Consider the following 20033-nt stretch of genomic DNA (forward strand, 5'->3'; position numbering starts at 1 on the left):
ATCGCGGCGGCAGTCGCTCGGAGGATTAGTCGTGGCATTCAGGCTCAGGCGGCGGATGGTGATGCGCTGGCATGTCTGGCTGGGCTGGCTGGTCGGCGTGCCGCTGTTGCTGTGGAGCGCTTCGGGCCTGTTCATGGCGAGCTTCCCGATCGACACGGTGCGCGGCGAGCATCTGAAGGCTGAAGCCCCTGCCCTGCCCGGCTTTCGCCCCGTGGTGCCGATCCTGGAGGGTCGACCGGTGCAGACACTGACGCTGAGTCAGCAAGCGGGAACGCCGGTTTGGCTGGTCGATTATGCCGATGGCGGCAAGCGCCGCGCCGATGCGCGTACTGGCGCGCTGCTGCCTTCCGTAAACGCCCGCGAGGCCGCTCTGCTCGCGCGCGCAGCCTTTGCCGGGAAGGCGGAACTTCAAGGCGTGACCCGCTTTGCCGCCGAGAACGCCCCGCTCGAACTGCGCCGCCCGCGCCCGAGCTGGCAGGCGCGCTTTGCCGACGACACGCATATCTATATCGACGCGGAAACCGGCGCCGTATTGGTCACGCGCAGCGCCTTGTGGCGCGCATTCGACTTCATGTGGGGCCTGCACATCATGGATCTGCAGACGCGCGAAGACACCAATCACCCGATCCTGATCGGCTTTGCCGCTCTGGCCGTCATCTCGATCCTGATCGGGATATGTCTGTTACCCCTGCGGCGCGCGAAGGGGCGAAGCGCGCCGCAGGGGGTCAGACCGGGTGGGAACGGCCAGAAATGACCGATCCCGTCCGGTAAATCGCGCCCTTATTCGGGCGGAAACGGTTCGCTGCCATCATTGCGCCAGGCATAGTCGTCCTCATCGGGATCGACGCTGAACGGCGGATCGGTGACCGCGACGCCATTGTCGAAGACGCCGTCATTCGCACCCCAGTTGCCGTTGGCACGGTTGAAGCGGACATAATCGATGCGGCCGAAGCTGATGCCGCAGGTGAAGCTGTCGACGCCATCGCGGCGCGACCCGACCAGGCCTTCGACGCGCCAGCCCTGACCGTCACGCACGACATTGTCGATGCGCTCGATCCGCGATCCGAGGCCCGATTGCGCAACAGCCGCCGCGCCGCAGCGGTCACTGGCGGAGCGAACATCGTCGTTGAAGCTGCGATCATCCCCATTGCGCCGAGCGTTGTTGGTCGCTGCACTGGCTACGGCGGCAATCCCGCCCAGAATCAGAACCCCCGCAAGAATATCACCGGCATCAACACCACGGTTGCGGCCGCGCCAGCGCCGGTCACGCCAGCCGCCGCGCCACTGGCTGGCGCTTTCATCCCCGGGGTTCCATCCCAGCGCGCCGACCGGAGCTGCATCGAACGTGCCGCGCGGTGCCGGCGCGGCCATCGCCGGGGTCATGCCGGTGACCAGCATCGCGCCCGCAGCGCCCAGACCTGTCAGTGCTTTCAACATTGCATGCCTTTCTGTCGGCAAGGCCCGGGCGCAACGGCGCTGTACCTTTGTGTTCAGGTTTAGGCGGTTCAGCCTGTCGCCAGGCTGAACCGCCAGGGAGCAAGGGGTCAGACCCTTGTCTTAGCGGAAATTGCCGAGCCCGCTGAGACGCACGTCATAGACCCGGCCCCGATCCACGAAGCAGGTGAAGCGGCCACGATCGGTATTGCCGCGCCAGCGACCGCCATTTTCCACCACGATGCGGCCCTGCACGCGCAGGCCGAAGCGGGTGCGGTCGATATCGCGAATGTCGGTAACCTGGGCGAAGCGGCCGAAGCGACGTGCCTCGATCTCGGCGGCGCGCACACACTGGTTCACCGCGCGATCGCCGCGCCCGCCCCAGCCGCCACCGCCACCCCAACCGGGGCCACCGCCATGCCACTGGGCTGCCGCAGGGACCGCTGCCGAAACCATGGCAGCAGCGCCGAGCAGCGCTGCGCCGATAACACCCTTTGCCTTTGCCATCGTCCAATTCCTTCCGTCTCTTCCACCGATGCTGGCGGGATGAATACGGTTTAGCGATTCGCCGATGTGGCGAGGCTGAATTGGGATGACAGCATTCGTTCAGAATTTAAGCTAGTTAGATGAACATACTGGCGACAAGGCCCAGAGCCGCAGCAACGCCCAGTACCTCGACCACCGATCGCTTGAGCACGAGCAGATGCACCGCCGCCCAAACCGCGAGCGCCAGAGCCAGTCCATCGAAGGATCCTGAATCCGGCCAGTCGAAGCGAAGCGGTCCCAACTCGCGCTCCTCCACGCGGGTGAAGATGACGTGCAGCGCGAACCAGAGGCTCAGATTGGCGATGACGCCGACCACCGATGCGGTGATGGCGGCCAGCGCGCCTTTCAGCTGCTGGGCGTGCTGCAGCCGGTCAATCCAGGGCGCGAAGGTGAATATCCACAGGAAGCACGGCGCGAACGTCACCCAGATCGTGAGCAGCGCACCGAGCAGTCCGGCGACCAGCGGCGTGAACGGCGCGGCATCGCGATAGGCCGCGAGAAAGCCTACGAACTGCGTCACCAGGATCAGCGGCCCCGGCGTCGTCTCGGCCAGGCCCAGCCCGTCGGCCATCTCGCCCGCATTCAGCCACCCGAAGCCCTGCACCGCCTGCTGCGCCATATAGGCGAGCACCGCATAGGCCCCGCCAAAGGTGACGACCGCCAGCTGCGAGAAAAACAGGCCGATCTGCATCAGCACATGGTCGTCACCCAGCGACGCCCAGATAGCGAGCAGCGGCAGCGCCCAGATGGCGCCCCATGCAGCAATCGTGCGCAGCGTTGCGGCGATCGACGGGCGCGGCGTTGCCTCTTCGCTCTGCCCCACCGGCTTCAGCGCCAGCCAGCCCGGCCGCCAGTTCGCCGCCAACCATCCCGCGAGCCCCGCGCCCAGCACCACCAGCGGAAAGGGCAGATCGAACAGCGCCAGCGCGACAAACGCAATAGCCGCCAGCGCGCGCTTGAAGGCGGTATCGAGCGCGCGCCCCGCGATCCGGATCAGCGCCTGCACCACGACCGCGAGCACCGCAGCCTTGATCCCCAGGAACAAGGCCGCGAACCAGTCGAGCCCCGCCGCCGCGACATAGAGCATAGACAGCGCCATGATGATCGCGACGCCGGGCAGCAGGAACAGCGTTCCCGCCATCAGCCCGCCGCGCAGCCCGTGCAGCCGCCAGCCGATATAGGTCGCCAGCTGCTGCGCCTCTGGCCCTGGAAGCAAGTGGCAGAAATTCAGCGCATGCAGGAATTGCGGCTCCTCGATCCAGCGGTGCTTTTCCACCAGCTCGTCATGCATCAGCGCGATCTGCCCCGCCGGCCCGCCAAAGCTCAGCAGCCCGATCCGCGCGAAGACACGCACGCTTTCCCCAAATGTCGGATGTTCGCTCGTCATAAACCCCGCAACCGTTCCTCCGCGTCGTCGCGCGGATCATGATGAACGGCAAAGCTTGGGAGCTTAAAGCACCTGACCGGGGGTTCGCCCTGCCCCGGTGGGTGATTGGCTATCAGGTTGGAGAGAGGCATGGAAGAGGCTGCATAGCATTGGCCGAAATTGACCCAAACCCATCTCCGTTCAGCCTGAGCTTGTCGAAGGCCCCGCCATGAATTGTCCGGCTGCACATCCGTTCTCCGGCGAAATCCGGAGCCCAAAAAAAAGCATAGCTAATGGCCGCTCTGGATTCCGGCATGCTTGGGAAAACGGTCCAGCAAAGAGGCGTGCGAGAATACCCTATACCAAGCCTTGAGATTCAATCGCTGCACGGCATTTGCGGTTGTTCATGCTCGGGTATTTGCTGGCCAGGTGATCCCGATTGGCGTTCGAACATGGCAGATTTGGCATGTGAACAGTCTGATCGCACCATGCGCATGCTTGCCCTTCTCTCTCAGCATGAGCGAACGGTTGCTGGGCAGCGACAGGCTGAATTACTCCAGAATTTTCCAGCCTATTAATCAGTTCGCCCACGCTAGCCAATATGACACCTGCTAGTGCTGTGAAAAGCCCGGTAATCACAATAAGCTCCTGATTTTGAAGCTTGCTGATGTTGACCACTGAGGAAGGCGGCGTGTAACCATCAATAGCGCTAAAACTAGACTCGATCTCTATACTGGTCTCAAGATAGAAGCCAATGGCGACGATAATCATACCCGCCACTATCAAGAAAATACCGAATGATCGCATGGATTGCTCCCCCTGTTAGCGCAGGGAACAGTGATCCAACATGACTGTCAACAAAAAACCCCGGCGGTTGCCCGCCAGGGTTTTTCGCAATTTCCAAACCGGATCAGCCGATCACAGCTTGCCGGTCAGCTCCGGCACCGCGGTGAACAGGTCCGCGACCAGGCCGATATCGGCGACCTGGAAGATCGGGGCGTCCTCGTCCTTGTTGATGGCGATGATGGTCTTGCTGTCCTTCATGCCCGCAAGGTGCTGGATCGCGCCCGAGATGCCGACGGCGACATAGACTTCCGGCGCGACGATCTTGCCGGTCTGGCCGACCTGATAGTCGTTGGGGACATAGCCCGCATCCACCGCCGCACGCGAGGCGCCGATGCCGGCGCCGAGCTTGTCGGCGAGCGGGGTGATGACTTCCTCGAACTTCTCGCCCGAACCCAGCGCGCGGCCGCCCGAGACGATGATCTTGGCGCTGGTCAGTTCCGGGCGCTCGCTCTTGGCGATTTCGGCGCTGAGGAAGGTCGACAGGCCCGCATCCGATGCGCCGCCAACAGCCTCGATCGCGGCCGAGCCGCCTTCGGTCGCCGCCTTGTCGAAGGCGGTGCCGCGCACAGTGATGACCAGCTTGGCGTCCGACGATTCGACCGTGGCGATCGCGTTGCCGGCATAAATCGGACGGGTGAAGGTCTTGGGACCCTCGACCGAAAGAATGTCCGAAATCTGCATCACGTCGAGCAGCGCGGCGACGCGCGGCGCGATGTTCTTGCCGGTGGTGGTGGCGGGCGCGAGGAACGCGTCATGGCTTTCCATCAGCTTGGCGACCAGCGGCGCGACATTCTCGGCCAGGCCGTGCTCGAGCGAGGCATCGTCGGCTACATGGACGGTGGCGACGCCGGCGACCTTGGCGACCTGTTCGGCGACCGCGCCGCAGCCCTTGCCCGCGACCAGCGCGTGGACTTCACCCAGCTTGCCCGCCGCCGTGACGACCGCGAGCGTTGCATCCTTCATGACCGCATTGTCATGCTCAACCCATACAAGCGTCTTCATTCACCGACTCCCATTTCCTTGAGCTTGCCAACCAGAGCGTCGACATCGGCAACCTTGATCCCGGCGCTGCGCACCGGCGGCTCGGTAACCTTGAGCGTGGTCAGGCGCGGAGCGATATCCACGCCGTAATCACCTGGGGTCTTGGTATCGAGCGGCTTCTTCTTCGCCTTCATGATGTTGGGCAGCGAGGCATAGCGCGGCTCGTTGAGGCGAAGGTCGGTGGTGACGATCGCAGGGGTGTTGAGCTTCACGGTCTGCAGGCCGCCATCGATCTCGCGGGCGACGGTGACGCTGTCGCCTTCGACCGACACGGTGTTGGCGAAGGTCGCCTGGCCCCAGCCGAGCAGCGCGGCGAGCATCTGGCCGGTCTGGTTGCTGTCATCGTCAATCGCCTGCTTGCCGAGCAGGATCAGGCCCGGATTTTCTTCGGCCGCGACCTTGGCGAGCAGCTTGGCGACGGCGAGCGGTTCGACGGTTTCGTCGGTCTCGATCAGGATCGCGCGGTCCGCACCCATGGCGAGCGCGGTGCGCAGCGTTTCCTGCGCCTTGGCAGGTCCGACGGACACGGCGACGACTTCTTCTGCCTTGCCCGCTTCCTTGATCCGCAGCGCCTCTTCGACGGCGATCTCGTCAAACGGGTTCATGCTCATCTTGACGTTGGCCAGGTCAACCCCGGTGCCATCCGCCTTGACGCGCGGCTTCACGTTATAGTCGATGACCCGTTTCACGGGCACAAGGATCTTCATGGCGCTTCCTTCCCTAATGATCGTGAACGCTATCTAGTTTCCGTTCACGTAAACGTCAAGTGGTGGCGTACAGCCTATCCTCTCCCTTCACGAGAGAGGATATGGAGACTTGGCGGTCCGGAGCGTGTCGAAGGACTGCCTAGTCGGAATTGGAAAGGGCCAGTGCTGGGCGCAAGCGCCGCGCAGCCACCCTCTCCCAGTTTCGACTAGGTTCGCGTTCCGCTCACCAAGTCTTCGCAACCCTCTCCCGTCAAGGGAGAGGGTGTGTTGATGCCATCAAGCCGCCTGCTTGACCTGAGCGACGATCTTCTCGGCGGCATCGCCCAGATTGTCGGCGCTGACGATCGGCAGGCCGCTGTTCGCCAGGATGTCCTTGCCCTGCTGCACGTTGGTGCCTTCCAGGCGCACGACCAGCGGAACCGAAAGGTTCACTTCCTTGGCCGCCGCGACAATGCCCTCGGCGATGATGTCGCACTTCATGATGCCGCCGAAGATGTTGACCAGGATGCCCTTCACCGCCGGATCGGACAGGATGATCTTGAACGCCGCGGTCACCTTTTCCTTGCTCGCGCCGCCACCGACATCGAGGAAGTTGGCGGGGAACATGCCATTGAGCTTGATGATGTCCATCGTCGCCATGGCCAGGCCCGCGCCGTTGACCATGCAGCCGATATCGCCATCGAGCTTGATATAGGCGAGGTCGTACTTCGAGGCTTCGACCTCCATCGGGTCTTCCTCGGTCTCGTCGCGCAGCGCCTCGACATCGGGGTGACGATAGAGCGCGTTCGAATCGAAGCTCATCTTGGTATCGAGAACGAGCAGCTTGCCGTCCTTCGTTTCCACCAGCGGGTTGATCTCGAGCATCGCGCAATCGAGATCCATGAACGCGGTATACAGCTGCTGCGCCAGCTTGGCGGCCTGCTTGTTCAGGTCGCCCGAAAGCTTCAGTGCGAAGGCTACGGCGCGGCCATGGTGCGGCATGAAGCCCTGGGCCGGGTCGATCGTGATCGTGGTGATGCGCTCCGGGGTGTCATGCGCGACCTGCTCGATGTCCATGCCGCCTTCGGTCGAGACGATCATCGCGACGCGGCCGGTCTTGCGGTCGACCAGCATCGACAGATAATATTCGGCGGCAATGTCGACGCCATCGGTGATGTAGAGGCGGTTGACCTGCTTGCCGGCGTCACCGGTCTGGATGGTGACCAGCGTGTTGCCGAGCATTTCGCCCGCATCCTTGCGGACATCGTCGAGCGACTTGGCGAGGCGCACACCGCCCTTTGCATCGGCACCCAGTTCCTTGAACTTGCCCTTGCCGCGACCGCCGGCATGGATCTGCGCCTTGACGACGTAGAGCGGCCCGGGCAGCTTTTCGGCGCCGGCAACCGCCTCTTCGACGGTCAGCGCGGCATGGCCGGCGGGGATGCCGATGCCATATTTCGCGAGCAGTTCCTTGGCCTGATATTCGTGGATGTTCATGAGGGCTCCCATGCCTTTCTGATGTGGCCGGGCGGACGACTCGTTTTCGGTCCAAACCCGACCGTTAATCGGTCGATGAACGTATGTGGCCGCGCTAAAGCATAGACGCGCACCAAAGGAAACCCTGCAAACGAACAGGGCGTGGCGGTTTTTGGATTGTCAGTTGCGCACTGCGCAAATCAGGCCGGACGAACTGACGACGCCCAGGATTTCCGGATCGCCCAGCGCCCGGGTGCGGCGCAGGAATTCGTCGAAACTGCCCGCCTGTTGCAGCTTGCCAAGACGCCCCAGGCGCTGGAGTTGCACCAGCGAAAGTCGGTCGACCATGCGGCTGGCCATGCAGGCCGAGACCGGACGGCTCAGCCCCGTACGCTCCAGCGCCGCGCGCGTGCGCGCCTCGGGCGTGGCGCAGGCCGAAAGCGCGAGGATCGCAGCCCCGAGCGCGGCAAGGCTGCCGACGCTGCGAAAGGCTGCCATCCCCATGCCCATGACCGGCCAGCTTACTTGGCGGCCTGGGCGCGCTCGATCGCCTCGGTGATGATGCGGCGTGCCTCGTCGGCATTGCCCCACTTGCCGATTCGCACCCACTTTTCGGTTTCCAAATCCTTGTAGTGGGTGAAGAAATGCTCGATCTGCGCGAAGACGATGTCGGGCATGTCCTCCTTCTCGCGCACATCGGTATAATAAGGAAAGGTCGCGGTATCGGGCACGCAGACGACCTTCTCGTCGCCGCCATGCTCGTCTTCCAGGTTCAGCACCGCGATGGGACGCGCGCGCACGACCGATCCGGGCATGAACGGCGAACGGGCCACCACCAGCGCGTCGAGCGGATCGCCATCGGGCGAAAGCGTGTGCGGAATGAAGCCGTAATTGGCAGGATAGCGCATCGGCGTATGCAGGATGCGGTCAACGAACAGCGCGCCCGAGGCCTTGTCGAACTCGTATTTCACCGGTTCGCCACCGGTGGGCACTTCGATGATCACGTTGACATTGTTCGGCGGGTTCTTGCCGATCGGAATCTCTTTGATAAGCATGAGGTTGAATGCCTTTGTTCTGTTATCCCCGCAAGAACGGGCTGCCCGTTCCTTCAGCGTTCAGCGGGTTTGCGGCGCAAGCAGGCGGTCCAGGCCGGTTTCGCCCTGCCCCGTCTTGCGGAGCGCCGGATAGCGCAAGCCGCCGCGATAGGAAAGTGCGGTTTCGCGGTAACGCTTGCCCCGCTTGACCAGAAGCTGGACGGTACCGGTGCTGGAGGTTGCCGCGACTGCGGATTTCAGCGCCTCGCCCGAATAGTCGCGTCCGGCCACCCCGGTGATCTGGTCGCCCACGGTCATGCCTGCATCGAATGCCGGACTGCCCCACATGACCTGCGCAATCTTGCCGTCCTTCTCGACGATCAGGCCGATCGAATGGCTGAGATCAGTGGTGCCCGAGGCGGCCTCGCCCGAGCGGATGAAATTGCTCGCCTCCGGAACATAGACCAGCTCATATCCGCCAAGCGCAAAACCCTGCTTGCCCACCTCCGGCGTCACCTCGAACACGCGGCTCTGGAAAAAGCCCTGCCAGTCATAGGGCTGGACAGCGTTGAGCGCAGCGACGACATCGGGCAGCTCATAGGTGACCACGCCCCAGTCGCCCTCGCGCCCACCAAAGAAGCTGCGCGCGAAATCCTGCAGCGAACGGGCATTGCCCGACTCGCGGCGGATGATCTGGTCGGCCTCGAGCCAGATCATCATGCCCTCGTTGTAATAATCCTCGCTGCGCTGATAGCTGGTCCAGCCCTTGGGGCGGCGCGCGGCGATGATGGGGTCGTGCGTCGTGTCGACCAGCGGGCGCCAGTCGCGCCCTGCCCTGCGGTCGAGCCCGGCAGCGATGCTGGCAAAGGCATCGAGCGTGTCCTGATAGCTGAACAGCCCCGACCGCGCGCCCAGCACATAGCCCCAGAACTGGGTCTGCCCCTCATAGACCCAGAGCAGGTCGTCGCGGCTCGGCGTGCGGAAATCGGGCGCCCAGATGCCCTGCGGACGGCGATGCTTGCCGTTCCAGCTGTGCGTCATCTCGTGCGGCAGCAGGTTGCGCGATCCAGGCCCCTTGGCCCAGTCGGTGAAATAGCCGGTGCCGACGCCATTTTCGCTGCTGCGATGATGCTCGATGCCGATGCCGCTCATCTCGTCGGACAGCGACAGCAGAAAATCGTAGCGATCATAATGCCGCACGCCGAACAGATGCTCGGCCTCGGCGACCAGCCGTTTGTGCGCCTCGATCTGGTCGGGCGTGGCGGCAAGATATTCGGGCGCATCGGCGACGACGTTGAGCGTCACCTTGTCGGACAGCGCAAAGCTCTTGAAATGCGCGCCCGCAAACATCGGGCTGTCGACCAGCGTGTCATAATCGACCCGTTCGTAAGCGACCTTGTTGCCGGTGGTGCGCTTGGGCCGCATCGCGCTGCCGGCCTGCCAGCCTGCGGGCCAGATGACCGTCGCATCGACCGGGATGTTGCGGGTGAAATAGCCCGCCGGGTAAAGCGACACATTGTTCCAGCGCAGGTTCATCATCTTGGGCGCGACGACCACACGACCCTGATTGCCGGCGGTCGGGCTGACGAACTGGAACTCCGCCACCACCTCGCGCACGCCCTTGGGCAAGGTGATGTGGAAGGCGTTGACGTCGAGCGAATCGCGCCGCCAGGCCAGCGGCTTGCCACTGGCGCTGAATTTCAGCCCCACCAGCTTCTCGATCTCGCCGCGCGGGGCATGGTTGCCGGGCAGCCATTGCGGATAGAGCAAGGTGAACCGCCCTGCCGATCGGGCATCGTCGGGTACGGGGATCGTCTGCTTCACACGGAAGATCGCGCGATCGACATCGGTCGCGTCCACCTCCAGCGCCATCGCGCCGGGGAACGGAATGTCGCGCGCGGCGGGCACGATGTCCTTGACCGGCACGGGCTGAGGCTTGCTGTTCTGGGCGGAAACGGGACTGGCCAGCAGGGTGAGGACGATGGCGGTGGAAGCGATGAACTGACGCAATTTCAGGACCCTTTGGAATGTGCGTGTTTGCAGCACCATAAGCATGCCCGCCAAAAAAATGCACCCGCCGGTTTGGCGTGGCACCAAAAAGTCGCTAATGGCGCGCAATATGGCCAAAATCAGCACACCAGGCGCGATCCGCGGGACCCAGGATATATTCGGTGAAGACCAGGAACGGTTCGGCCATGTGGTCGAGACGTTCGAGCGGGTGCGCCGCCTGTATAATTTCCGCCGCGTCGAAATGCCGGTGTTCGAAGCGACCCCGGTCTTCGCGCGTTCGCTCGGCGAAACCACCGATGTCGTGTCGAAGGAAATGTACACGTTCGACGATCGCGGCGGCGATTCGCTGACGCTGCGCCCCGAATTCACCGCCGGGCTGGTCCGCGCCTATCTGACCAATGGCTGGCAGCAATATGCGCCGATCAAGCTTGCGACGCACGGCCCGCTCTTCCGCTACGAGCGCCCGCAAAAGGGCCGCTATCGCCAGTTCCACCAGATCGATGCCGAGATCATCGGCGCGGGCGATCCGCAGGCCGATGTCGAGCTGCTGGTGATGGCCGACCAGATCCTGCGCGAGCTGGGCATCAGCGAGGGCGTGACGCTGCAGCTCAACACGCTCGGCGATGCCGCCAGCCGCGACGCCTGGCGCGCGGCGCTGATCGAGCATTTTCAGGCGCATAGGGGCGATCTCTCGCAGGACTCGCAGGACCGGCTGGAACGCAATCCGCTGCGCATCCTCGACAGCAAGGAAGCCCAGGACCGACCGATCGCCGATGGCGCGCCCGATATCGATGCCTTTCTCACAGACGAAGCTGCCGCCTTTTTCGAAAAAGTGACGACCGGCCTCGATGCCGCCGGCGTCGCCTGGACCCGCAACGCGCGGCTGGTGCGCGGGCTCGACTATTATCGCCACACCGCGTTCGAGTTCGTGACCGACCGCCTCGGCGCGCAGGGCACCGTGCTCGGCGGCGGGCGCTATGATGGGCTGATCGAGAATCTCGGCGGGTCGCCGACCCCGGCGGTCGGCTGGGCCGCAGGGATCGAGCGGCTGGCGATGCTGTGCGACATTTCGGGCCGCGATTTTGGGCTCGATGTCATCATCGCGGTGGAAGACGATCGCGCGCTTGGCGCAGCGACATCGGCCCAGGCGCGGCTGCGCAATGCAGGCATTTCAGCCGACATGATCGCGACCGGATCGCCGCGCAAGCGTTACGACAAGGCAGCAAAGATCGATGCCAAGGTTCTGATTTCCTTCCAGCATGATGGCGATCAGGCCAAGGCCAATATTCGATCGGCCCCGCAAAGTGAATTGCAGGCCAGGGTCGAGGCGTTGTTGAACGGTATTTCAACGGTTTGATGGCACAGACCATGACAAATGCCGTTATTCTGCCGATAAGCAGCAAGTCAGCGTCGGGAATCGCGCTGGCGGACTGGGTGGAAACTCGGGGGGAGACAAAAGAATGACCCGGATTTCCGGTGAACGCATTGCGCAGATCGAGGCGCGTTTCGGCAAGCTGCAGGCGCTGATGGCGTCGGGCACGCTGGTGGGCGACGAGTTCGTCCAGACGGCGAAGGATTATGCCGAGCTCGAGCCTGTCGCCCGCGCCGCCGCCGAAGTGCGCCGCCTGCGCGCCGAGCTGGAAGTACTCGAAGGGCTGATGGCGGACAACGAGTCCGATCCCGATATCGTCAAGCTTGCCGCCGGAGAGGCAGAGACGGTGCGCGAGCGCCTGCCTCCCGCCGAGAGGACCCTCGCGATCAAGCTGCTGCCGCGAGACAGCGCCGACAACCGCCCGGCCATGCTCGAAATCCGCGCGGGGACCGGCGGGGACGAAGCGGCGCTGTTCGCCGGCGACCTGCTGCGCATGTACACGCGCTTTGCCGAGGAACAGGGCTGGAAGATCGAGATCCTGTCAGCCAACGCCGCCGATGTGGGCGGGTTCAAGGAAGTCATCGCCTCGGTCAACGGATCGGGCGTGTTCGCCAAGCTCAAGTTCGAAAGCGGAGTGCACCGGGTGCAGCGCGTGCCGGTGACCGAAAGCGGCGGGCGCATCCATACCAGCGCGGCCACCGTCGCCGTCCTGCCCGAACCCGAAGAGGTCGACGTGCAGATCAACGACAACGACCTGCGCATCGATGTCTATCGCGCATCGGGATCGGGCGGCCAGCACGTCAACACCACCGACAGCGCGGTGCGGATCACGCACATCCCTTCGGGCCTGGTGGTGACGCAGCAGGACGAGAAGTCGCAGCACAAGAACAAGGCCAAGGCGCTGAAGGTGCTCGCCGCGCGGCTCTATGAGCTCGAACGCAGCAAGGCCGCCAATGCCGAAGCCGATGCGCGCAAGTCGATGGTCGGCTCGGGCGACCGGTCGGAGCGCATCCGCACCTACAATTTCCCGCAGGGACGCGTCACCGACCACCGCATCAACCTGACGCTGCACCGGCTCGACGAGATTCTCGAAGGCTGGGGGCTGAACGAGCTGATCAACGCACTGACCGCCGAGGACCAGGCGGCGCGCCTGGCGAACATGGATATGGCGGGGTGAGGTTTTCGGGATCGAATCTCGCCGTCACCCCCACGCAGGCGGGGGTCCCGCTTCCTTTCAAAACCGGCGCAAAAGCGGGATTCCCGCGTTCGCGGGAATGACGCAGAGCGCAACGATCGCCGATGCCTTGCGCGAAGCGGCGACAGACCTTTCCGGAATATCCGACACCCCCCGGCTCGATGCCGAGCTGCTGATGGCCGATGCGCTGGGCGTCGATCGCGGCACGATGCTGCTCATGCGAACGCGCGACCCGGTGCCTTCCGGCTTTGCCGAGCGGCTGGCGCGGCGCGCGGCGCACGAACCTGTCGCCTATATCACCGGCAGGCAGGACTTCTGGACGCTCACTCTCGCCGTATCGCCCGCCGTCCTGATCCCGCGCAGCGACAGTGAAACGCTGATCGAAGCCGCACTCGAGGCCTTTGCCGAGCAAGTGCCGACGCGCATTCTCGACCTGGGTACCGGGTCGGGGGCGTTGCTGCTCGCGGCGCTCAGCGAATTTCCGCACGCCAGCGGCGTCGGCATCGACGCCAGCGAACAGGCACTCGAGATCGCACGCGCCAATGCCAAGGCAACCGGCCTGGCGGATCGCACGCACATGGTGCACGGCGACTGGCGGACACAGGGATGGTCCGCAGGCCTGCCCGGCCCGTTCGACCTGATCCTCGCCAATCCGCCCTATATCGAAGCCGATGCCGCGCTTGCACGCCAGGTCATGGAGCACGAGCCGCACTCCGCATTGTTCGCAGGCGCCGAGGGACTGGACGATTATCGGATCCTGATCCCTTCCCTGCCCGCGCTGCTCGCCGACAGAGGCGTGGCGATCTTCGAGATCGGCGCGAGCCAGCGGGAAGCGGTCTCGGCCATCGCCGCCGCGCATGGCTATGACGCGCAATGCCGCCGCGATTTGGCCGGGCATGACCGCGCACTGATGTTGCGCCGCCGGGCAGCCACCTGATATTTCGCTTGGCAAGCCCTTGGCGACCCGCTACCACCTGTACAGCAAGAACGCTGATGCCGGCGAAGGGCCCATCACGCTTGCTGACCCCAATCATCTTGTTCGGGCAGCTTATCACGGCCACTCAAAGCGGATGAAAGGCTTGGGACGCGCGGCGCGCCTTTGGGCAGCGCCTGCACGGACGCGCAGAGGACACGCAGGACACTTGCGACTGATAAGGAAGCGTCAACTTTGAACAACAATCGTGGAACGAGCCGTCGTCGCGGCCGTGGCAATAACCGTCCGCAGAACAATGGTCGCGGCGGAGGCATGGATCAGGGCAACCGGATCGACAGCCGGGCGCGCGGCAATGCCACGCAGATGCTTGAGAAATACAAGAAGATGGCGCACGATGCGCAGATGAACGGCGACCGTGTGGCCACCGAATATTATCTGCAGTTTGCCGACCATTACTTCCGCGTGCTCGCCGACAACCGTGCCCGTCAGGACGAATATCGCCGCCCCCGCGAGGATCAGGGCCGCGACCTTGGCGGCGACTATGCCGATGACGAGGACGATGGCATCTACGGCGCGCCGCAAGGCCAGGGACAGCGCAATTATGCGCAGGATCAGGCCGATGATGCGAGTGCGCGGAGCCAGGACGAGGATGGCGAGGAGCAGGACGAGCCCCGCACCCAGCGTCGCGACAATCCCCAGCGCGAGGGCCGCCAGAATAATGAGCGCCAGGGCGGAGATCGCCAGAACGGCGAGCGCCGCGAGCGCCGCCCTCGCGGTGATCGCGAAGAGGGCCCGCGTCAGGAGCGCGCGGAGCGTCAGCCCCGCCAGCGTCAGGATACCGAAGTGCGTCAGGATGAGGCGGTGGCCGCCCCGGCTCCGGTCGAGACTGCGGACGCAAGCGAAGGCGACGCCAAACCGCGCCGCACGCTGCGTGGTCGCGGCCGCCTGCCCCGCGCCGCCGAGCCGGAAGGCACCAATGCGCTCGATCCGATGATCCTGCCACCCGCGATCGGCAGCGCCAGCGAAGCGCCGGTCGAGGCCGAAGCGCCCAAGCCCAAGCGTCGTGCCGCACCGCGCCGCAAGGCTGCAGAGTCGGGCGACATGGAAGCGGCAGCGGCCGAATAAGCCGCGGGGCCGCACCGGCACCACCGGTCCGGGTCCGGCTTTCCGCAGAACAAGAAAAGGGGCGCGGTCCATATGCGGACCGCGCCCCTTTCTTGTTTCGCTTGGAGGGGGAAGCTTAGTAGCGCTGCTGGCGCTCGTAGAGATCGCGATAATGCTGGATGCGCGTGACCCGCAGGCCCGGCATGCCCGACCGGTCGACCGCACGCTGCCACGAGGCAAACTCCTCCAGCGTCAGGTCATAGCGTTCGCATACCTCGTCGATCGTCAACAGACCGCCATTGACGGCCGCGACGACTTCCGCCTTGCGACGCACCACCCAGCGCTTGGTGCCCGGGGCCGGCAGGTTGTCCAGCGTCAGCGGTTCGCCGAGCGGACCGATGACCTGTGCCGGTTTGATTTTCTGATTCTCGATCATCACGTCCTCAAAAGGCCTGGTTACTGCAACTTTGCGCGTGGCCAGGGTGTAACCAATCGGCTTTTCGATTGACTGAAGCACAATGGTAAACGTCATTTTGACCATGCTGTTCCGATGGGGTGAAACGGTTCAGCGCGTCGGCAAAGTGCGGATTGAAGCTGCCCCGCACGACCTGGTCGGCCCGAATCCGGCCAGCCAGCCACGCGGCCAGCACGCCCACCGAGTCGCCTGCGTTCTTAACCAAGGGGGTGTGGTCGGAACGCGAGACGACCGGCGCGCACGCCAGCGCACGCAGGATGTCCATATCCAGGGCGCGCAGGTTGATCGGCACGCCTTGGGCCAGGTGGACTGAGTCATGGGGGAAGTTCATGTCCATGCCCAGGGTGTATCAGGCAAACCGTAAGACCAGGTAAAGGCAGCCTTCATGGCTGATTAGCCTTGGTTAATTGGCGCTAAGACTGGTCCGAAATCGCCGGAAAACACGGGTTTTCACAGTATCAACCTGCGGCAATTTTTTGCCGCGACGGGGTGGCACTTGGGCTTGAGCGCCGCTACATGCAGCCGCATGCACAGCCCCGACCTTTCCGGATTTCAGCTCGACGGCGACATGAAGGCACGGCGAATCGTCGTGGCCATGTCTGGCGGAGTCGATTCTTCGGTGGTCGCAGGCCTTGCCGCCGCCACCGGTGCAGAAACGATCGGCATCACCCTGCAGCTCTATGATCATGGCGCGGCGGTGAAGCGCGCGGGATCGTGCTGTGCCGGACAGGACATCCGCGACGCCCGCGCAGTCGCCGATCGCCTGGGCATTGCGCATTATGTGTTCGACCATGAAAGCCGCTTTCGCGAATCCGTGGTCGAGCGCTTTGCGGACGAATATATGGCGGGGCGCACCCCCATTCCCTGCATCCAGTGCAATATGGGCGTGAAGTTCACCGACCTGCTGCAGATGGCGCGCGACCTGGGTGCGGATTGCCTCGCGACGGGCCATTATGTCCGCCGGGTGATCGGCGCCGATGGCCGCAGCGAACTGCACCGTGCGCACGATCCGGCGCGCGACCAGAGCTATTTCCTGTTCGCCACCACCGACGACCAGATGGATTTCCTGCGCTTCCCGCTTGGCGGCCTACCCAAGCCTCAGGTGCGCGCGATGGCACAGGACATGGGGCTGATCGTCGCGGCCAAGCCCGACAGTCAGGATATCTGTTTTGTCCCCGATGGCGATTATGCCTCGGTGGTGCGCAAGGTGCGTCCCGATGCCGATACCGGCGGCGAGATCGTGCACATTGACGGCCGCGTGCTGGGCAAGCACAAGGGGCTGATCCACTACACCATCGGCCAGCGCAAGGGTCTGGAAATCGGCGGGCAGCCGGTGCCGCTGTATGTCGTGAAGCTCGATGCGGACACGCGCCGCGTGATCGTCGGCCCGCGCTCGGCATTGGCGACGCGCGCGGCTCAGATCGTCGACATGAACTGGATCGGCGGCAGCTATGACGGCCCGATGGAAGCCAAGGTGCGCTCGCTCGCCCGGCCCGCACCCGTGACGATCGAGGGCAGCGGAGCCAGCCGGCGGCTCGTCTTCCTCCAGCCCGAATATGGCGTCGCGCCCGGCCAGGCCGCGGTGCTCTATGCGGGCGACCGCGTGCTCGGCGGCGGCTGGATCGCCTCGACAGAACCCGTCGAACCTGCACTCGCCGCCTGAGCGATTGTGCGCTAGGCTCCCGTCGGGGGAAGGAATTTGCGCGCATTTGCACCTTTGCTGGCGATCGGGGTGACGATATCCGTCGCGCCCGCTGACGCGCAGACCATGGCCCCCAGCACTGCGCCGGTTCCGGATTCGAGCGATCGACGGAAAGCGGAGAAGGCCAGCCCGTTCACGATCACTGGCAGCCTGCGCGTGCGCTACGAGCTTCTCGAAGGCCAGTTCCGCCCTGGCCTGCCCTCGCGCGACGATGCCGTCACCGTGCAGACCGCTATTGCCGCCGATTATCGCGCCGGTCCCTGGCACCTTTCCGCCGAACTGATCGACGCCCGCGCCTATTTCGCCGACGCACCCGGCGCGGTCAGCACGAGCGAGGTCAATGCCCTCGAGCTCAGCCGTGCCTCGATCGGCTATTCGGACGGACCGGTCGAACTGACCGCGGGACGCTTCCACCTCAATCTGGGCTCGCGCCGCCTGACCGGACGCAACGCGTTCCGCAACACCATCAACAGCTTTACCGGAGTGAGGCTCGACTGGCGTGGCAAGGTCGGCGACCATCTCGTCGCCTTCTACGCCCTGCCGCATGTGCGGCTGCCGGTCGACCGAGACGAGTTGATCGACAACGAGGTCCGCCTGGATCGCGAGAGCTTCGACCTGACGTTCTGGGGCGCACATTACACCCGGCCCGATCTCTTCGAGGGCGTGACGCTGCAGGCCAATGTCTTCGGCCTGAACGAGCGCGACGGCGTCAACGGCCCGACGCGCAACCGGCATTTGTTCACCTGGGGCGCAAGGCTCCACCGTGCTCCCCAACCGGGCCAATGGGATATGGACCTCGAAGGCGCGGTACAGACCGGCACGATACGCGCGTCTGTCGCCGCCAATGCGCGCCGCCAGGAGGTCCGCGCGTTCTTCGCGCATGCCGAGTTCGGCTACAGCCCCGCCCTGCCCGGCAAGCCACGCATCTCGGCGCTGTTCGATCTCGCCAGCGGCGATGATCCGCGTTCACCCGATCGTTTCGCCCGGTTCGATACGCTGTTCGGTCCACGCCGGTTCGAGCTTGGCCCCAGCGGCATTTTCGGTCCGCTCGCGCGCACCAACCTGCTCGCGGCCGGATTGCGCGGCGAGATTGCCCCCGCGCCACGCTGGGATGTCATGACCCTGTGGCGCCCCGCCTGGGTGCACAATCGCCGTGACCGGTTCGGCAACAATGGACCCGTCGATCCTAAGGGACGCTCGGGCCGCTTTGCCGGGCATATGGTCGAGGTGCGGCTGGGCCACTGGCTGATCGAAAAACGCCTTCGGCTCGAGGCGGGCGCCGCGATACTTATGACCGGGCAGCTGCTCGATGAAGCCCCCAACGCCACCGGCTTTGGCGATACGCGCTATGCCTATGGCCAGATGGTGGTGAATTTCTGACGGCGCGGGTCAGAAGATCCGGTCGAGCGCCTTGTCGAGCATCCATAGCTGCCAGAGCAGCCGGGCATTGTCGCTGCGCCCGGAAATATGCGCCTCTGCGATCTCGGTCAGGCGCGCGGTGTTGAACCATCCGCTGCGCGCGAGTGCCGACCCGCTGGCGATACGGTGTGCCTGATCGGCGAGCGGCCCACGGAACCATTGCGCGATCGGGCTGACAAAGCCCATTTTCGGGCGATAGAGAATGTCGTCGGGCAAGGTGCCGCGCATCGCGCGCTTCATGAGCCATTTGCCCTGCCCGCCGCGCACGCGCATCGCCTCGGGCAGCGAGGCGCTGAATTCGATCAGCCGGTAATCGAGCAGCGGCTCGCGCGCCTCCAGGCTCACCGCCATGCTGGTGCGATCGACCTTGGTCAGGATGTCGCCGGGCAGCCATAGCTTCATGTCTGCATATTGCGCGGCATCGAGCCCCGAGCGCGCCGGAGCCGCCTGCATCAGCGCGATCATGTGATCCTCGCCGCGATAGCCGCCCAGCGCGGCGCGCTGGCTGTCCGAATAGAGTGAATGCCGCGCGGCATGGTTGGTCACGCCGACCGCGTCCGTATAACCTTCCGCTCCGGTGCGCGCGAGCGACAGCAAGGTCGATTTCGCGCGCAACGGGCGCGGCGCCCAGTCCGCCTTGGGGTAGAGCGCGCCGAGCGCTCCGAAGACCGGGCCGCGCAAGCCCTGCGGCAAAAGGCTCCGCACCCGCTCCTCGCCATGGTGGAAAACGTGGCGGCGATAGCCCGCCAGTGCCTCGTCCGCGCCATCGCCCGACAGCGCAACGGTGACGCTTTCGCGCGCGAGCTGGCAGACGCGGAAGGTGGGCAGCATCGAGGCATCGGCGAAAGGCTCGTCGAACTGCGCGGCGACCGCATCGATGATCGCGATATCGTCGGGCGAGACGGTGCGGCTGCGATGATCGGTGGCGAAGCGTTCGGCGATGCGTCGGGCATAATCGCTCTCGTCCAATGCTGCGACATCGAAGCCGATGCTGCACGTCTTCACCGCCTGGGTCGAGCGTTCGGCCATCAGCGCGACCACGGTTGAACTGTCCACCCCGCCCGAGAGGAACGCCCCCAGCGGCACGTCCGCGACCATGCGCGAGGCGACCGCTTCGCGCATATGGTGCAGCAGCTCCGCCTGCAGATCAGGGACCGATCCCTTCGCCCGGCGCGAGAAATCGACATCCCAGTAGCGCACCGGTTCGGGAAGCGGCTTGCCGCGCTCGAGCATCAGATAATGCCCGGCAGGCAGCTTCTTCACGCCGCTGACGAAACAGCGATGGTCGGGAACATAGCCGAAGGCGAGATAGTCATCGACCGCCTGGATGTCGGGCGCCCGGCGCAGCGCCGGATGCGCGAGCAGGCCCTTGAGCTCCGAGGCGAAAATCACG

At 64.6% G+C, this 20033-nt stretch carries 20 protein-coding genes; 7 read left to right on the top strand and 13 right to left on the bottom strand.

Annotated elements, in window-relative coordinates:
• On the top strand, positions 1-754 hold a 754-nt coding region (locus AX735_RS14640), incomplete at its 5' end, for a PepSY domain-containing protein (protein ID WP_231750132.1).
• Between the two features lie 26 nt (positions 755-780).
• On the opposite strand, the gene AX735_RS14645 is transcribed toward AX735_RS14640, so the two are convergent.
• The 10 genes from AX735_RS14645 to AX735_RS14685 all read right to left on the bottom strand — a co-directional run bounded on the left by AX735_RS14645 (position 781) and on the right by AX735_RS14685 (position 10478).
• The gene (locus AX735_RS14645; protein WP_066281814.1) at positions 781-1437 is read right to left on the bottom strand and encodes a hypothetical protein; all 657 of its coding nucleotides are present in this window, start codon (positions 1435-1437) and stop codon (positions 781-783) included.
• Positions 1438-1557: 120 nt separating this feature from the next.
• Positions 1558-1941: a hypothetical protein gene (locus AX735_RS14650; protein WP_066281816.1), complete on the bottom strand. Its 384-nt coding sequence runs from the start codon at positions 1939-1941 to the stop codon at positions 1558-1560.
• A gap of 115 nt (positions 1942-2056) precedes the next feature.
• Entirely contained in the window at positions 2057-3367 is a 1311-nt protein-coding gene (gene chrA, locus AX735_RS14655; RefSeq protein ID WP_066281822.1) for a chromate efflux transporter, read from the bottom strand.
• 336 nt (positions 3368-3703) lie between these two features.
• Positions 3704-4153 (bottom strand): hypothetical protein, encoded by a 450-nt coding sequence (locus AX735_RS25235; protein ID WP_137775535.1) that lies wholly within the window; start codon positions 4151-4153, stop codon positions 3704-3706.
• Positions 4154-4264: 111 nt separating this feature from the next.
• A complete protein-coding gene (locus AX735_RS14660) occupies positions 4265-5194 on the bottom strand; it encodes an electron transfer flavoprotein subunit alpha/FixB family protein (RefSeq protein WP_066281825.1) in 930 nt (309 codons plus the stop codon).
• On the bottom strand, positions 5191-5940 hold the full coding sequence (locus AX735_RS14665; protein ID WP_066281831.1) for an electron transfer flavoprotein subunit beta/FixA family protein: 750 nt from the start codon (positions 5938-5940) through the stop codon (positions 5191-5193). The genes AX735_RS14660 and AX735_RS14665 overlap by 4 nt, the downstream gene beginning before the upstream one ends.
• A 276-nt stretch (positions 5941-6216) precedes the next feature.
• Positions 6217-7416 (bottom strand): ADP-forming succinate--CoA ligase subunit beta, encoded by a 1200-nt coding sequence (sucC, locus tag AX735_RS14670; protein ID WP_060980253.1) that lies wholly within the window; start codon positions 7414-7416, stop codon positions 6217-6219.
• Between the two features lie 159 nt (positions 7417-7575).
• Positions 7576-7893, bottom strand: a complete 318-nt coding sequence (locus AX735_RS14675; RefSeq protein WP_066281853.1) for a hypothetical protein — start codon at positions 7891-7893, stop codon at positions 7576-7578.
• A 23-nt stretch (positions 7894-7916) separates the two neighbouring features.
• Positions 7917-8450 carry an inorganic diphosphatase gene (gene ppa, locus AX735_RS14680; protein ID WP_066281835.1) on the bottom strand — a complete coding sequence of 178 codons (534 nt, stop codon included), beginning with the start codon at positions 8448-8450 and terminating at the stop codon, positions 7917-7919.
• A 60-nt stretch (positions 8451-8510) separates the two neighbouring features.
• Positions 8511-10478: a M61 family metallopeptidase gene (locus AX735_RS14685; protein ID WP_082751124.1), complete on the bottom strand. Its 1968-nt coding sequence runs from the start codon at positions 10476-10478 to the stop codon at positions 8511-8513.
• Between the two features lie 70 nt (positions 10479-10548).
• On the opposite strand from AX735_RS14685, the gene hisS reads away from it, so the two are divergent.
• The 4 genes from hisS (at position 10549) to AX735_RS14705 (ending at position 15065) form a co-directional block, all read left to right on the top strand.
• Positions 10549-11796, top strand: a complete 1248-nt coding sequence (gene hisS, locus AX735_RS14690) for a histidine--tRNA ligase (protein WP_066281861.1) — start codon at positions 10549-10551, stop codon at positions 11794-11796.
• 103 nt (positions 11797-11899) lie between these two features.
• Positions 11900-12988, top strand: coding sequence for a peptide chain release factor 1 (gene prfA / locus AX735_RS14695; protein ID WP_066281836.1), 1089 nt, complete (start codon positions 11900-11902; stop codon positions 12986-12988).
• Positions 12989-13085: 97 nt separating this feature from the next.
• Complete coding sequence (gene prmC / locus AX735_RS14700; RefSeq protein WP_066281839.1) at positions 13086-13943, top strand: peptide chain release factor N(5)-glutamine methyltransferase; 858 nt, start codon at positions 13086-13088, stop codon at positions 13941-13943.
• 231 nt (positions 13944-14174) lie between these two features.
• The gene (locus AX735_RS14705) at positions 14175-15065 is read left to right on the top strand and encodes a DUF4167 domain-containing protein (RefSeq protein WP_082751125.1); all 891 of its coding nucleotides are present in this window, start codon (positions 14175-14177) and stop codon (positions 15063-15065) included.
• Between the two features lie 115 nt (positions 15066-15180).
• Here the strand turns inward: AX735_RS14705 and sciP are convergent, their stop codons facing one another.
• Complete coding sequence (sciP, locus tag AX735_RS14710; protein ID WP_017670538.1) at positions 15181-15480, bottom strand: CtrA inhibitor SciP; 300 nt, start codon at positions 15478-15480, stop codon at positions 15181-15183.
• Between the two features lie 7 nt (positions 15481-15487).
• Complete coding sequence (locus tag AX735_RS14715; protein WP_066281846.1) at positions 15488-15856, bottom strand: hypothetical protein; 369 nt, start codon at positions 15854-15856, stop codon at positions 15488-15490.
• 189 nt (positions 15857-16045) lie between these two features.
• Between AX735_RS14715 and mnmA the strand changes: the two genes are divergently transcribed.
• Positions 16046-17182, top strand: coding sequence for a tRNA 2-thiouridine(34) synthase MnmA (gene mnmA, locus AX735_RS14720; protein WP_066281847.1), 1137 nt, complete (start codon positions 16046-16048; stop codon positions 17180-17182).
• Positions 17183-17251: 69 nt separating this feature from the next.
• Positions 17252-18601, top strand: a complete 1350-nt coding sequence (locus AX735_RS14725) for an alginate export family protein (protein WP_156447516.1) — start codon at positions 17252-17254, stop codon at positions 18599-18601.
• A 9-nt stretch (positions 18602-18610) separates the two neighbouring features.
• Here the strand turns inward: AX735_RS14725 and asnB are convergent.
• On the bottom strand, positions 18611-20033 hold a 1423-nt coding region (gene asnB, locus AX735_RS14730), incomplete at its 5' end, for an asparagine synthase (glutamine-hydrolyzing) (protein WP_066281851.1).

It is taken from the genome of Blastomonas sp. CCH1-A6, from assembly GCF_001556365.1.
In the GTDB taxonomy this organism is placed as follows: Bacteria; Pseudomonadota; Alphaproteobacteria; order Sphingomonadales; family Sphingomonadaceae; genus Blastomonas; species Blastomonas ursincola.

Coding starts and splice junctions, on each gene's coding strand:
- AX735_RS14645 (WP_066281814.1), bottom strand. CDS start 1,437: ATGTTGAAAGCACTGACAGGTCTGGGCGCTGCGGGCGCGATGCTGGTC.
- AX735_RS14650 (WP_066281816.1), bottom strand. CDS start 1,941: ATGGCAAAGGCAAAGGGTGTTATCGGCGCAGCGCTGCTCGGCGCTGCT.
- chrA (WP_066281822.1), bottom strand. CDS start 3,367: ATGACGAGCGAACATCCGACATTTGGGGAAAGCGTGCGTGTCTTCGCG.
- AX735_RS25235 (WP_137775535.1), bottom strand. CDS start 4,153: ATGCGATCATTCGGTATTTTCTTGATAGTGGCGGGTATGATTATCGTC.
- AX735_RS14660 (WP_066281825.1), bottom strand. CDS start 5,194: ATGAAGACGCTTGTATGGGTTGAGCATGACAATGCGGTCATGAAGGAT.
- AX735_RS14665 (WP_066281831.1), bottom strand. CDS start 5,940: ATGAAGATCCTTGTGCCCGTGAAACGGGTCATCGACTATAACGTGAAG.
- sucC (WP_060980253.1), bottom strand. CDS start 7,416: ATGAACATCCACGAATATCAGGCCAAGGAACTGCTCGCGAAATATGGC.
- AX735_RS14675 (WP_066281853.1), bottom strand. CDS start 7,893: ATGGCAGCCTTTCGCAGCGTCGGCAGCCTTGCCGCGCTCGGGGCTGCG.
- ppa (WP_066281835.1), bottom strand. CDS start 8,450: ATGCTTATCAAAGAGATTCCGATCGGCAAGAACCCGCCGAACAATGTC.
- AX735_RS14685 (WP_082751124.1), bottom strand. CDS start 10,478: ATGGTGCTGCAAACACGCACATTCCAAAGGGTCCTGAAATTGCGTCAG.
- hisS (WP_066281861.1), top strand. CDS start 10,549: ATGGCCAAAATCAGCACACCAGGCGCGATCCGCGGGACCCAGGATATA.
- prfA (WP_066281836.1), top strand. CDS start 11,900: ATGACCCGGATTTCCGGTGAACGCATTGCGCAGATCGAGGCGCGTTTC.
- prmC (WP_066281839.1), top strand. CDS start 13,086: ATGACGCAGAGCGCAACGATCGCCGATGCCTTGCGCGAAGCGGCGACA.
- sciP (WP_017670538.1), bottom strand. CDS start 15,480: ATGATCGAGAATCAGAAAATCAAACCGGCACAGGTCATCGGTCCGCTC.
- AX735_RS14715 (WP_066281846.1), bottom strand. CDS start 15,856: ATGGACATGAACTTCCCCCATGACTCAGTCCACCTGGCCCAAGGCGTG.
- mnmA (WP_066281847.1), top strand. CDS start 16,046: ATGCACAGCCCCGACCTTTCCGGATTTCAGCTCGACGGCGACATGAAG.